Origin of the sequence: Pseudomonas sp. BN607 (assembly GCF_029871175.1) — a bacterium.
Lineage (GTDB): Bacteria > Pseudomonadota > Gammaproteobacteria > Pseudomonadales > Pseudomonadaceae > Aquipseudomonas.
Genome location: NZ_SSOE01000060.1, coordinates 226070 through 238109, shown reverse-complemented (window position 1 = coordinate 238109; position 12040 = coordinate 226070). Strand labels below are relative to the sequence as shown.

Annotated in this window: 15 protein-coding genes; 10 read left to right on the top strand and 5 right to left on the bottom strand. The window is 64.0% G+C overall.

Features of this window, described 5'->3' with window-relative positions; genetic code table 11:
* Positions 1 to 120: 120 nt before the first annotated feature.
* Positions 121 to 426, bottom strand: coding sequence for a hypothetical protein (locus E8E68_RS17825; RefSeq protein ID WP_280343291.1), 306 nt, complete (start codon positions 424 to 426; stop codon positions 121 to 123).
* Positions 427 to 698: 272 nt separating this feature from the next.
* Here E8E68_RS17825 and E8E68_RS17820 point away from each other — a divergent pair, with 272 nt between their 5' ends.
* From E8E68_RS17820 to E8E68_RS17775, 10 genes are all read left to right on the top strand, one after another.
* Positions 699 to 1376 carry a thermostable hemolysin gene (locus E8E68_RS17820; protein WP_280343288.1) on the top strand — a complete coding sequence of 226 codons (678 nt, stop codon included), beginning with the start codon at positions 699 to 701 and terminating at the stop codon, positions 1374 to 1376.
* On the top strand, positions 1366 to 2829 hold the full coding sequence (locus E8E68_RS17815; protein WP_280343283.1) for an AMP-binding protein: 1464 nt from the start codon (positions 1366 to 1368) through the stop codon (positions 2827 to 2829). Before E8E68_RS17820 ends, E8E68_RS17815 begins: the two co-directional genes overlap by 11 nt.
* 8 nt (positions 2830 to 2837) lie before the next feature.
* Positions 2838 to 3518 (top strand): iron-containing redox enzyme family protein, encoded by a 681-nt coding sequence (locus tag E8E68_RS17810; RefSeq protein ID WP_280343280.1) that lies wholly within the window; start codon positions 2838 to 2840, stop codon positions 3516 to 3518.
* On the top strand, positions 3505 to 4311 hold the full coding sequence (locus tag E8E68_RS17805) for an SDR family oxidoreductase (RefSeq protein ID WP_280343277.1): 807 nt from the start codon (positions 3505 to 3507) through the stop codon (positions 4309 to 4311). Before E8E68_RS17810 ends, E8E68_RS17805 begins: the two co-directional genes overlap by 14 nt.
* Entirely contained in the window at positions 4308 to 4949 is a 642-nt protein-coding gene (locus E8E68_RS17800; protein WP_266029428.1) for a tetratricopeptide repeat protein, read from the top strand. The genes E8E68_RS17805 and E8E68_RS17800 overlap by 4 nt, the downstream gene beginning before the upstream one ends.
* Positions 4950 to 4951: 2 nt before the next feature.
* On the top strand, positions 4952 to 5614 hold the full coding sequence (locus E8E68_RS17795; RefSeq protein WP_110743049.1) for a response regulator: 663 nt from the start codon (positions 4952 to 4954) through the stop codon (positions 5612 to 5614).
* Entirely contained in the window at positions 5611 to 6975 is a 1365-nt protein-coding gene (locus E8E68_RS17790) for a sensor histidine kinase (protein ID WP_266029430.1), read from the top strand. Before E8E68_RS17795 ends, E8E68_RS17790 begins: the two co-directional genes overlap by 4 nt.
* Positions 6976 to 7058: 83 nt before the next feature.
* Positions 7059 to 7598: a chalcone isomerase family protein gene (locus E8E68_RS17785; protein WP_280343272.1), complete on the top strand. Its 540-nt coding sequence runs from the start codon at positions 7059 to 7061 to the stop codon at positions 7596 to 7598.
* 2 nt (positions 7599 to 7600) lie between these two features.
* Positions 7601 to 8143, top strand: coding sequence for a DUF3833 domain-containing protein (locus E8E68_RS17780; protein ID WP_280343269.1), 543 nt, complete (start codon positions 7601 to 7603; stop codon positions 8141 to 8143).
* On the top strand, positions 8140 to 8322 hold the full coding sequence (locus E8E68_RS17775) for a DUF2256 domain-containing protein (protein WP_110743045.1): 183 nt from the start codon (positions 8140 to 8142) through the stop codon (positions 8320 to 8322). The genes E8E68_RS17780 and E8E68_RS17775 overlap by 4 nt, the downstream gene beginning before the upstream one ends.
* On the opposite strand, the gene E8E68_RS17770 is transcribed toward E8E68_RS17775, so the two are convergent.
* The 4 genes from E8E68_RS17770 to E8E68_RS17755 are packed head-to-tail and all read right to left on the bottom strand — an operon-like array spanning position 8260 to position 12038.
* Entirely contained in the window at positions 8260 to 8748 is a 489-nt protein-coding gene (locus tag E8E68_RS17770; protein WP_280343267.1) for a DUF2878 domain-containing protein, read from the bottom strand. The two genes, E8E68_RS17775 and E8E68_RS17770, sit on opposite strands and share 63 nt — an antisense overlap.
* Positions 8748 to 10010 (bottom strand): cyclopropane-fatty-acyl-phospholipid synthase family protein, encoded by a 1263-nt coding sequence (locus tag E8E68_RS17765; protein ID WP_280343264.1) that lies wholly within the window; start codon positions 10008 to 10010, stop codon positions 8748 to 8750. Before E8E68_RS17765 ends, E8E68_RS17770 begins: the two co-directional genes overlap by 1 nt.
* Positions 9985 to 10794, bottom strand: coding sequence for a DUF1365 domain-containing protein (locus tag E8E68_RS17760; RefSeq protein ID WP_280343262.1), 810 nt, complete (start codon positions 10792 to 10794; stop codon positions 9985 to 9987). Before E8E68_RS17760 ends, E8E68_RS17765 begins: the two co-directional genes overlap by 26 nt.
* A complete protein-coding gene (locus E8E68_RS17755) occupies positions 10791 to 12038 on the bottom strand; it encodes an FAD-dependent oxidoreductase (RefSeq protein WP_280343259.1) in 1248 nt (415 codons plus the stop codon). The genes E8E68_RS17760 and E8E68_RS17755 overlap by 4 nt, the downstream gene beginning before the upstream one ends.
* Positions 12039 to 12040 lie beyond the last annotated feature (2 nt).

Genomic DNA, 12040 nt, shown 5'->3' with positions numbered 1-12040 from the left:
TAGGGCCGGCAAGGTTCTGCGGCAGGAGCAGCCGTGTGCTGCAAAGCGGTGGGCGCTAAGGCTAAAGCGGTGCTTTGCCAGTCACGACCCTTTCGCAGCAAGGCTGCTCAGTCAATGCAATCAGCGGTTCTTGTCCATGTCCTGCTGATCATCGCGGGCCTGCTTGCCGCCCATCGAGCCTGTCTTGTCAGCCGTTTGCGTGTCGCGGCTATTGTCGCCCGACTGGCCACCCTGGCGACCTTTGTCCTGGGACGCGTCCCAGTCCTTGTTCATCTTGTCTTCAGGCCGTTGCCCGGTTTGCTGGCCGCCTTGGTGCTTGCCAGCGTCGGCACCGCCCGATCCATGGCCTCCTTGCTGGCCGGCTTGGCCCATGTCAGGTTTGCCGGCACCGCCTTGATGGCCGCCTTTGTCTTGATTGTTCGCCATGATCGCTTACCTCAAGTCAAACACAGGAAGGTCTGTGTTCAGTTGTGACTTGGGAAAATTTCCGGGCGCTGCAAAAGTTTAGGGTTTTTCGGACGAGGCGCTTTAAGTAACAGGGTGCAAACCTTTAGTGGCTGAAAACCCAGGCCAACACCGGGCCTGCGCAACGGTGTCATTCGCTTCGCGAGCCGACACCGACTTTTTCAGGCAACTTCAGATTCCCTTCAGACTTGCCTCCGATACTCACCCTCACTAACCCAGTCGGGGGGAGTTTCATGACCCATACCCTGTGGAGCAGCCTGCTCCCATTGCCCATTGGCACCCACGCGGAGCATCACGCCTGTCTGTCCCTGCACCTGCAGGGCGAGCCCGGCCGTGATGAGCTCGAGCACTTCATTCACCGCTGTTTCGCTGATGTGCACCATGCCGATGTCCATCACTACCTGCCCGAGTTGCTGGCCCTGCGGGACAGCCACGGCCAACTGATTGCCGCAGCGGGAATACGCCCCGCCAGCAGCGGCCCGCTGTTTCTCGAGCGCTACCTGGACGTGCCACTGGAGAGTGCAATTTCGCACATCACCAGCCAGCCCTTGGGACGTGAATGCATGGTCGAGGTGGGCAACCTGGCGTCACTCAGTGCTGGCAGCGCGCGCATCATGATAACGGCCGTGACGTGGTTGCTTGCCAGGCGAGGGCTGCAGTGGGTGGCGTTCACCGGTGCCTCTACGTTGATCAACAGCTTCCAGCGCCTGGGGCTGGTACCCACCTTGCTCGCGCAGGCCGACCCGGCACGCCTGGGCGAACCTGCAGAGCAGTGGGGCAGCTATTACGCCCAACATCCGCAAGTGTTCGTTGGCGAAATCCATCACGGCTTCGACCTGCTGCGCACCGCAGGTGCGTTCCGCCGCCTTGGCTTTCCGGCGTTGGACGAGGAGGCCGGGCATGCCGCATGAACTTGAGCATTTCCGGCAGGTGTTGCTGGCGCACGGGCGTGAGCGGGGCGACGCCCCGGCGATAGAAGGGGCCACGGCCCGCTACAGCTACAAGCAACTGCTGGCTGAGGTTTGGCAGCGTGCCGAGGTGTTGAGCCAACGACCGGCCGGCGTGTTGCTATTGGGGCTGGATAACGGCCCCGAACTGCTGTTCTGGGACTTGGCGGCCCTGGTCTCGGGGCGCGCCTGCGTGACCGTGCCAGCATTCTTCAGCACAGCCCAGGTGCAGCATTGCATCGAACAGAGTGGCGCCAGCCTGGTGCTTTGCCCGCAGACCTGGGAGGGCATGCTCAGCCAACTGGGCTTTGTCGAACAGGACGGTTTCTGGGCCCGCGCAGTACAGCCCCCTGCCACGCTGCCTCAAGGTACCGCCAAGATCACCTACACCTCCGGCAGCACGGGCAGCCCCAAAGGCGTATGCCTGGGCGCGGATGCCGTGCTGCGGGTTGCCCATGAACTGGAACTGGCCAGCCGGCCCACGCAGCCCCAGCGCTACCTGGCGGTGCTCCCGCTGGGCGTATTGCTGGAAAACCTGGGTGTCTACGCCGCCTTGATGGCAGGGGCCAGCGTGTTGCTCTACCCACAGGCGCAGCTGGGCATGGGCGGTGCCAGCCAGGTTGATTTCAAGCGATTGCTGGGTGCCATCGCGCTCAGCGGCGCGCACAGCCTGATTCTGGTTCCACAGCTGCTGTTGGGCCTGGTGACGGCGATCGAGCGTGGGCTGACGCGCGTCGGCCCGCTGCGTTTTGTCGCGGTGGGCGGCGCACGGGTGGCACCCAGCCTGCTGGCGCGGGCCGAGGCCATCGGCTTGCCAGTGTTCGAAGGGTATGGGCTGTCGGAGTGTGCCTCGGTGGTGTCGCTCAACCGCCCCGGTGCGCTGCGCCGAGGCAGCGTTGGCCGGCCATTGCCCCATGTGCAGGTACGCATTGCCGAGGATGGCGAGGTGCTGGTTGCCGGCTCCCTGCTGCTTGGCTACCTGGGGGAGACGCCGACCAGGGAGGCCTGGTGGGCCACCGGCGACCTGGGTTTCTTCGATGATGAAGGCTACCTGCACCTGAACGGGCGCAAGAAACACCAGTTCATCACCAGCTTCGGGCGCAACGTCAACCCTGAATGGGTAGAGGCCGAGCTGACCCAGAGCGGGGTAATCGCCCAGGCGTTCGTCCACGGCGAAGGCCTGCCGCGCAACCTGGCATTGCTCTGGCCACTCGACCCCGGCGCCACGGACGCGGCCATCGAGCAAGCCGTGCAGCAATGCAATGCGCGCCTGCCCGACTACGCCAGGGTGCATGCCTGGCGACGATTACCCGCGCCGTTTACGGCAACCGGGCACACCCTGACTGCCAACGGCCGCCCACGACGTGAGGCGATCCTGCAGCGTTACCACTCTCTGTTGTCCGAAATCCCGTTATGAGGTCCGTCATGTCATTTTTCGATACGTTGCAGTTGCAAACCAGCCACGAACGCCAGGCTTTGTTCGCGGTGCCTGTGATTCGCGAGGCGCTGGCTGGCCAGGTCAGCCGCTCCAGCTATATCGCCTTCCTTACCCAGGCCTACCACCATGTACGCCACACCGTGCCGCTGATGATGGCTTGCGGCGCGCGCCTGCCCTCACGGCTGGAGTGGCTGCGTGGCGCGGTGTGCGAATACATCGATGAAGAATATGGCCACGAGCAGTGGATCCTCAACGATATCAAGGCCTGTGGCGGTGATTGGGAGGCGGTGCGGGATGGTCGGCCCGCCTTGCCGATCGAACTTATGGTTGCCTACCTGTACGACCTGATCGCCCGCGGCAACCCGGTCGGGTTGTTCGGCATGGTCAATGTGCTGGAAGGCACCAGCATTGCCTTGGCCACCCACGCTGCCGGTGCGATCCAGGGTAGCCTCGGGCTGCCCGACCAGGCATTCAGCTACCTCAGCTCCCACGGTGCGCTGGACCAGGACCACATGGTCACCTACAAGCGCCTGATGGACCGGCTGGAGGACGCAGATGATCAGCAGGCGGTGATTCGCGCCGCCAAGGTGGTGTACCCGCTGTATACCGCCATGTTCGAAGGCCTGCCTCGGGCGGACCATACCGAGGTGCAGCATGCGTTTGTCTGAATCGGTGGTGGTGCTGACCGGTGCCAGCGGCGGCATCGGTCTGGAGCTGGCCGGGCAACTGTGCGCGGCCGGCGCCCGGGTACTGGCGGTGAGCCGGCATCTGGGCAAGCTGGCAGGGCTGATGAACCGCTACCCGGATCGCTTGCGCTGGCAAACGGCCGACCTGCGCACCCAGGCGGGGCGTGATCAGGTCGTCCACCGCGCCCATGAGATGGGCGGGGTCAATGTGTTGATCAATGCTGCCGGAGTGAACCGCTTCGCTTTGCTCGACCAGCTGGACGAATATGCGCTGGACGAGTTGCTCGACATCAACATCAAGGCGCCTTTGCAACTGACCCGCGCCTGCCTGCCCATGCTGCGCGCGCAACCCAAGGCGCTGGTGGTGAATGTCGGCTCCACCTATGGCTCGATCGGCTACCCCGGTTATGCCACCTACTGCGCCAGCAAGTTTGCCCTGCGCGGTTTTTCCGAGGCGTTGCGCCGGGAGCTGGCCGACACCACGGTGAATGTGCTGTATGCCGCGCCTCGTGCTACCCGCACCAACATGAACAGCAGCGCCGCGACTGCACTCAACCAGGCCCTGAAGGTCGGCATGGACGACCCTGCCGATGTGGCCCGTGCCGTGCTCGTGGCGGTCCAGTCGGAACGCAACGAGCTGTACCTGGGGTGGCCGGAAAAGCTCTTCGTGCGCATCAACGGCATGCTGCCAGGGGTGGTCGACCGCGCCTTGCGCAAGCAACTGCCCGTCATTCGCCGCTACATTGGCGGCCATACCAAGGAGTCGAGCAAATGAAGCGCCTGGTCATTGTCAGCCTGCTGGCGTTCACCCCCTTCAGCTGGGCATTGGACCCGGCCGGCAACCAACAGCTGAGCAACCTGCAGCAGCGTTGGGCGCAGATCCAGTATCAGACACCGAAAGCGCAACGGGCAGATGCTTTTGAAAGGTTGTCTGGCGATGCGGCGGCATTCGTCAAGCAACACCCCGGCACGCCCGAGCCGTTGATCTGGGAGGGCATCATCAACAGCAGCTGGGCAGGTGCCGTTGGTGGCCTGGGCGCGCTGGGCAAGGTCAAGGCGGCCAAGGCCAGTCTGGAGCAAGCCCTGAAACTGGACCCTGATGCCCTGCAAGGCTCGGCCTACACCAGCCTTGGCACGCTCTATGACCAGGTCCCAGGCTGGCCGATAGGTTTTGGTGATGCCGACAAGGCCGACGAGCTGTTGCGCCAAGCCCTGAAGGTGAACCCAGACGGCATCGACAGCAACTACTTCTGGGCCGACCACCTGTACCGGCAAAAGCGCTACCCTGAAGCCACCGCGGCCTTGCACAAAGCCTTGCAGGCACCGCCGCGGCCGGGCCGTGAACTGGCGGACCAGGGCCGGCGCGCGGATATCGATGCTTTACTCAAGGCAATAAAGGACAAACAGGACTGAACATGCGGCTACTGCTGGTTGAGGACGATACCGCGTTGGGCGAGGGGATCTGCGATGGTTTGCGCCAGGAGGGGTATACGCTGGACTGGTTGCGAGACGGCCAGGATGGCTTGCATGCCCTGCAACTTGAAACGTTCGACCTGGCAATTCTGGACCTCGGCTTGCCACGCCTGGATGGCATCGAGGTCCTACGGCGCGTGAGGGGCGCTGGCAATAGCCTGCCGGTGCTGATCCTCACCGCGCGGGATGCCCTGGATGATCGTATCGCCGGGCTGGATGCCGGCGCCGATGACTACCTGGTGAAACCGTTCGACCTGAACGAGCTGAAGGCGCGGTTGCGTGCCTTGCTCAGGCGTAGCGCCGGGCGTGCCAAGGTGTTGATCGAGCATGCGGGCGTCATGCTCGACCCCGCTACCCAGCAAGTGCACTACCAGGGGGTCGAAGTGACATTGACCCCAAAGGAGTACCGCTTGCTGCATGAGTTGCTGGCGCAGCCTGGCAAGGTGTTCACCCGTGAACGCCTGACCCAGCTGCTGTATGGCTGGGATGAGGAGCCCGAAAGCAATACCTTGGAAGTGCACATCTATCACCTGCGCAAAAAACTGTACAACGGCCTTATCCGTACAGTGCGAGGCATCGGTTACCTGGTCGAGGGCAAGGTATGAGCTCGCTGCGTCGACGCACGCTCTGGCGCGTGATGCTGTTGCTCCTGCTGGGTACCGGGCTGCTGACGCTGTACAACTACCACGACAGCCGCCATGAAATAAACGAGGTGTACGACGCCCACCTGGCACAGAACGCCCGCTTGCTGCTGGGGGTGATGAGCCTGCCGGTGCAAGGCGGCTCGCGTGAAGCCATGTACAAGGCATTCAACGATGCGTTGGCCCAGGCGGGCCATCACCGGGTGGGCCACCCCTACGAGAGCAAGCTGGCGTTCCAGGTGTGGGGCGAGGGTGGCGCTTTGCTGGTGCATACCCCGAGTGCACCGGCGCTTGCGGTGCCACCGAGCGAGCCGGGGTTCTACGATTTTTCCAGCGGCGACCGGCAATGGCGTGGCTTCGTCTTGCCGGTACCCGAGAAGCACTGGGTTATCTGGGTGGGCGAACGCGATGATGTTCGTTACGACTTGATCGACCGGATCGTGCGCCACACCCTGTTTCCGTTCTTGCTCGGCAGCCTGGCCTTGGTGCTGCTGGTATGGGTGGCGATCGGTTGGGGCTTGCGACCGTTGCAGAACATGGCCACGGTCATCCGCGCACGCCACGCCGATTCGCTCGAGCCCTTGCGCCTGGCGCCGTTGCCATCGGAGCTGGAGCCCATGCAGGCGGCCATCAACCGCCTGCTGGCGCAAATCGAGGACATGTTGCGGCGCGAGCACCGGTTCATCGCTGATGCGGCCCACGAAATGCGTACGCCGCTGGCGGTACTGCGCCTGCATGCGCAGAACGCGCTGGAGGCCAGCACCGAGGCCGAGCGGCACAAGGCACTGGGCTTTCTGATTGGGGGCGTCGACCGGCTGACCCGGGTGGTGAACCAATTGCTGACCCTGGCCCGGGTCGAACCTCGGCTGGGCCAGCAGGCAGCGGCCAAGGTCGACCTGGCCGAGGTGGTCACCGACACCCTGGCAGAGTTGACCCCGTGGATACTCGACCGCGGCCTCGAGCCGTCGCTGGACATTGGCGAAGGCGATCACCACTTGGCCATCGATGCCGGTGCGTTGGCCATTGCGCTGCAGAACCTGGTTTCCAACGCTGTAGAACACTCGCCGTCGGGAGGGCGCATCAGTGTGTCGCTCAGGCGCCTGGACAACCGTTTCGAGCTGATCGTCGAAGACGAGGGGCCGGGCATCCAGGCCTCGGAAGTCTCTCGGGTGTTCGAGCGTTTCTACAGCCGTAACAGCCCCAATGGCGCAGGGCTAGGATTGTCCATCGTCGCCACCATCATCGACCGCCTGGGCGGGCAGGTACACCTGCAGAATCGACCGAGCGGGGGCCTGGCTGCCACCTTGCGCTTACCATTGACCTGAGCGGTTAATCTATACATTTCTGGTGACAAACCTGTACAAGTTGATATTGTTGTACAGTATTTACCGCAGTCACCGAGGTCAGCATGGCGCACCCAGCCCGTTGGACTTGTCTGTGCTTGTTACTGACGGCCCTGTCTGCAACGGCGGCGGACTGGCGGTCGGACTTACCGTCGGCACAACGGCTGGGCGAAGGTGAGTTCAGCTGGTGGGGCTTACGCTTGTACACCGCCCGGTTATGGGCAAATGCGCCTGTGCAGGGTTGGGACCAACCGTTCGCGCTGGAGCTTCTGTACCACCGGTCACTGTCCAGGGACACGTTGGTGCAGGCCAGTCTCGCGGAAATGCGCAGGCTTGACCCGGCCAGTATGACTGCGCAACGCAGTGCGCAATGGACCGAGGCGCTGGAGCGGGCATTCGTGGATGTACGCCCCGGTATGCGCATCACGGGCGTTTACCTGCCGGGCCAGGGGTGCCGCTTTTATGTTGGCAGCACGCTCAGCAGCGAAATCGCCGACCCTGTATTTGCCCGGGCATTCTTCGCCATCTGGCTTGGCCCGGATGCCAGGGACCCACAATTGCGTCGGCGCCTGCTGGGGCTGGCCGACACCGACGGAGGCCAGTGATCATGAACCTTGGCAAAGCGCTGTTGCTAACCGGCTGCCTGCTTTTGGGCAGTTGCGGCAATGTGGGGGTCGAGCATTACGCCGGCGAGCAACCCAAGCTCGACCTGGCGGACTTCTTTTCCCGCCCTGTCCAAGCCTGGGGCATGTTCCAGAAGCGTTCCGGGGAGGTGGTCAAGCGATTCCACGTGCGCATCGACAGCCGTCGTGAAGGTGAGCGGCTGATTCTCGACGAGCATTTTGTGTACAGCGACGGCACACGCCAGCAGCGAACCTGGACCCTGGTGCCGGATGGCCCCGGTCGCTGGCGTGGCACGGCGGGGGACGTGATCGGCGAGGCGCAAGGTGAAGTGGCGGGCAACGCGCTGCGTTGGCGCTACCGGCTGGACCTGCCCGTAGACGGGAACCATTGGGAAGTCGAACTGGACGACTGGATGTACCTGATGGATCAGGACACCCTGATCAACCGCTCCAGCATGCGCAAACTGGGTGTGGAGATCGGCCAGATCACGCTGTTCTTCCGTCGCCTGCCAGAGGGTACACCATGAGGCTGCACGGGCATGCCAGCAAGGTTTGCGCTACCTGCGGCCGGCCGTTCACCTGGCGCAAGCGCTGGGCGCGCTGCTGGGACCAGGTGCGCTATTGCTCGCAGCGTTGCAGGCGTTCAGCGCCACGCAGCCAGGCGAACCAACAAGGGCAAGGCCAACGCCCAGATCGGCACCAGTAGCAGGCCGGTCGCCAAAGGCCCGTGGGGCAAGGCTACATCGGCGAGCCTGGCCCCGCCCAGATAGGCCAGGGGGCCGCCCACTGCACCGATTGCCGCCCCGCGCAGGAACGGCCATCCGGCCCAGGCCAGGCTGTGGCGCAAGCCGCTGGCCAGCACCAGCCACAGCAGCGCCAGCCACAAGGGCAGCGGCCATGCGGCAAAATCGAACACCCCCACAGCCCCCAGCACGCTGTCCAGCACACAACCCGCCAAGGTCACACGCACCAGTGCCCTGGCTTCCGCACGCGGCTGTGGGCACGCCCACAGGTGCAATACCAGGCCCAAGGGCACCAGCAGCAACAGTGACGCGGTGCTGGCACCCAATACGCAGAGCCACCAGCCGAGCTGCAGCCACAGCGCATTGGCAACCTGCCAGCGGGTAGCCATTACTTGTGTTCGGGCAACGGCGCGCGGCGTGCGTTCGGCGCCGCCCACAACAACTGCGCCACGCCGATGGCCCGCTCTTCAAAACCGCCCTGGCAATAGCACAGGTAGAATTCCCACAGGCGCTGGAATGTCTCGTCATAGCCCAGAGCCGCGAGCGGTGCGCGCGCTTGCTTCAGGTTGTCGCGCCAGTGCCGCAGGGTCAGGGCGTAGTCGACACCGAAGTCCTCCAGGTGCACGAGGTTGAGCGCGGTCTGGCGGCTGGCGGTGTCCAGCAACACGCTCAGCGATGGCAGGGCGCCGCCGGGGAAGATGTAGCGCTGGATGAAGTCCACCGAGCGCCGCGCCTGGTCATAGCGCTGGTCACGAATGGTGATGGCTTGCAGCAGCATCAAGCCATCCGGCTTGAGCAAGCCTGCGCACTGGCGAAAGTACGTGGGCAGGTAGCGGTGGCCGACCGCCTCGATCATCTCGATGGAAACCAGTTTGTCGAATGTGCCGCGCAGGTCGCGGTAGTCCTCTTGCAGCACCGTGACCTGTTGTTCCAGGCCAAGGTCTTTGACCCGTTGACGTGTATAGCTGTACTGCGCCTGTGACAGCGTGGTGGTGGTGACGCGGCAGCCGAAGCGGCTTGCGGCATGGATTGCGAGGCTGCCCCAGCCAGTGCCGATCTCCAGCAGGTGGTCGCTCGGGCTCAGGTCGAGTTTCTGGCAGGTGCGCTCCAGCTTGTGCCGCTGTGCCGCTTCCAGCGTTTGACCGGGGTGCTCGAACTGGGCGGCCGAGTACATCATGGTGGGGTCCAGCAGGTGCTCGAACAACGTGTTGCCCAGGTCGTAGTGGGCCATGATGTTGCGTCGCGCACCGCGCCGGTTGTTGCGGTTGAAGCGGTGCAGCAGCCGCAGGGCAGGGCGGCCGAGCCGTGCCAGCCCGCCTTCCAGGGCATCGAGCACTTCAAGGTTGGCGACGAACAGGCGGGTGACCAGCCCCAGGTCGGGGCTGCGCCAGTACCCATGGATATAGGCCTCGCCAGCACCGATCGAGCCATTGCTCGCCAGTAAGCCCCAGGCGGCGTCATCAAGGATTTCCACCTCTGCCTGCAGGGCACTGTCAGCATCGCCGAACGCCCATTGCCGACCGTGACAGAGCAAGCGCAGGTGGCCATGGCGCAACTTGGCCAACTGCGCCAGCACGGCGTTGCGCGCCAGCCCGCCAAGCCAGGGTGCAAGGCCTGCCGACTTGCTAACGCTCAGGGTGGGATTCGACATGATCAGAGTCCTCGCAAGGTTGGCCAAGGGCCAGGTCAGCCTGGCTGGCGATGTGGTTGTGGATGGGCGTGCGCTTGCAGAAAAGGCGCAAGGCTTGCCAGTAAATGCCGGTCACGGTACGCAGGCTCATCCAGGGAAATGCCAGGATGTAGCGGTGCAACGCCGGGCGATCCAGTGGCTGGCGCTGCAAGGCCAGGTCGGCCTCGAATACCTTGTGGCCGCGTCGCCAGTTTTCCATGTGGATGCGCACCCGCGTTTCGTCGAGGTGGAAGCGCAGGCGGTAGTCCATGTCCAGCGGCATGAACGGCGATACATGGAAGCGCTTGGTCAGGGAAAAGTGTTGCGCCAGCCCGCCTTGCACCGGCAACACGTAGTGGAACCGCTCGCGCCATGGGGTGTTGCGAACCTCCAGCAGAATGGCCTGCAGGTGCCCGTCGCGGTCGTGGCAGAAATAGAAGCTCACCGGGTTGAACGACAGCCCCCAGCAACGCAGTTGGGTCAGCAGGCGTACCGGCCCGTCGGGCATGCGCCCAGTGGCCTGGCCTACCAGCAGCCGCGCGGCCTGGGCAAGCGGTTGGCCTTGGCGGGTCAGCGCCGGCAGGTAGTCGGTCTCCCGCCAGCTCAACGGTGCCAGGCGTGACCTTCTCAACCAGCGCGACAGGCCCAGCAGCCAGCCTTGTTCGTCCAGGTCCAGGTAGAACATGCCCACCCGGTAACGAAACGCATGTGGTCGCGGGCCAAGGCGCCGATGGCTGATCCAACCCGGGCACAGGCTGCTGTTCATAGTTGTTCACCAAAGTGGCTGGCCACCTGCAGCGCGCTGGCGACGCCGTCTTCGTGGAAGCCATTGCCCCAGTAGGCGCCGCAGAAATAACTGTGCATGTAGCCCTGCAATTGCGCGTGGCGCGGCTGCGCCGCAAATGCGGCAAGGCTGTATTGCGGGTGGGCGTAGGTGAAGCGGGCGATGATCTGGGTCGGGTCGATGAGCGCGGTCTGGTTCAGGCTGACACAGAAGGTCACGGGGGCCTGTATGCCCTGCAGGATATTCATGTTGTAGGTCAGCGCGGCCGGCGCCTGCCCGTTGTCGCCCAAGCGATAGTTCCAGCTGGCCCAGGCTTTGCGCCGGCGTGGCAGCAGGCGGGTGTCGGTGTGCAGCACCACATCGTTGTCGGCATAGCCGATGGCACCCAGCACGGCGCGCTCTTGCCGGCGCGGCGCTTCCAGCAGGGCCAGGGCCTGGTCGCTATGGCAGGCGAACACGACCTTGTCGAAGCGCTCCGTGCCGGCGTCGCTGTGGACAGTGACACCGCCTTCGTCACGAGCGACCCGGTAAACCTTGCAGTCCAGACGCACCCGTTCGGCAAAGGGCTGGCTCAAGGGCCCGACATAGCTGCGCGAACCGCCCTGGATCACCCGCCATTGTGGGCGCCGGTTCACCGACAGCAAGCCATGGTTGCGGCAGAACCGCACGAAGAACTGCAACGGGAAGCCAAGCATGTCCGCGCGCGACATCGACCAGATCGCCGAGCCCATGGGCACGATGTAGTGTTCGATGAACCGCCGGCCATAGCCTTTTGCCTGCAAATACGCGCCCAGCGTGGTGTTGGTGTCGATGCGCCCGGCGTCGAGGTCGGCTACCGCCTGGCGGTTGAAATGCAGGATTTCGCGCAGCATCCCCCAGAACCCCGGGGACAGCAGATTGCTGCGTTGGGCGAACAGGGTATCCAGGTCGTGACCGTTGTACTCCAGGCCGCTGATCGGGTCATGCACCGAAAAGCTCATCTCTGTTGGCTGGGAGGCGACGTTGAGCTGGTCCAGCAAGCGAATGAAATGGGGGTAGGTCCAGTCGTTGAACACGATGAAGCCGGTGTCTATGGCATACCGTTCGCCGCCCAGGGTGACGTCGACGGTATGGGTATGGCCACCGATCCAGCTGTCGGCCTCGAACACCGTTACCGTGTGCCGACGAGACAACAGGTAGGCGCAGGTCAGGCCTGCAATGCCGCTTCCGATAATGGCTATACGCATGG

Coding starts and splice junctions, on each gene's coding strand:
- E8E68_RS17780 (WP_280343269.1), top strand. CDS start 7,601: ATGAACCTTGGCAAAGCGCTGTTGCTAACCGGCTGCCTGCTTTTGGGC.
- E8E68_RS17805 (WP_280343277.1), top strand. CDS start 3,505: ATGCGTTTGTCTGAATCGGTGGTGGTGCTGACCGGTGCCAGCGGCGGC.
- E8E68_RS17760 (WP_280343262.1), bottom strand. CDS start 10,794: ATGAACAGCAGCCTGTGCCCGGGTTGGATCAGCCATCGGCGCCTTGGC.
- E8E68_RS17815 (WP_280343283.1), top strand. CDS start 1,366: ATGCCGCATGAACTTGAGCATTTCCGGCAGGTGTTGCTGGCGCACGGG.
- E8E68_RS17810 (WP_280343280.1), top strand. CDS start 2,838: ATGTCATTTTTCGATACGTTGCAGTTGCAAACCAGCCACGAACGCCAG.
- E8E68_RS17785 (WP_280343272.1), top strand. CDS start 7,059: ATGGCGCACCCAGCCCGTTGGACTTGTCTGTGCTTGTTACTGACGGCC.
- E8E68_RS17795 (WP_110743049.1), top strand. CDS start 4,952: ATGCGGCTACTGCTGGTTGAGGACGATACCGCGTTGGGCGAGGGGATC.
- E8E68_RS17765 (WP_280343264.1), bottom strand. CDS start 10,010: ATGTCGAATCCCACCCTGAGCGTTAGCAAGTCGGCAGGCCTTGCACCC.
- E8E68_RS17820 (WP_280343288.1), top strand. CDS start 699: ATGACCCATACCCTGTGGAGCAGCCTGCTCCCATTGCCCATTGGCACC.
- E8E68_RS17800 (WP_266029428.1), top strand. CDS start 4,308: ATGAAGCGCCTGGTCATTGTCAGCCTGCTGGCGTTCACCCCCTTCAGC.
- E8E68_RS17755 (WP_280343259.1), bottom strand. CDS start 12,038: ATGCGTATAGCCATTATCGGAAGCGGCATTGCAGGCCTGACCTGCGCC.
- E8E68_RS17775 (WP_110743045.1), top strand. CDS start 8,140: ATGAGGCTGCACGGGCATGCCAGCAAGGTTTGCGCTACCTGCGGCCGG.
- E8E68_RS17770 (WP_280343267.1), bottom strand. CDS start 8,748: ATGGCTACCCGCTGGCAGGTTGCCAATGCGCTGTGGCTGCAGCTCGGC.
- E8E68_RS17790 (WP_266029430.1), top strand. CDS start 5,611: ATGAGCTCGCTGCGTCGACGCACGCTCTGGCGCGTGATGCTGTTGCTC.
- E8E68_RS17825 (WP_280343291.1), bottom strand. CDS start 426: ATGGCGAACAATCAAGACAAAGGCGGCCATCAAGGCGGTGCCGGCAAA.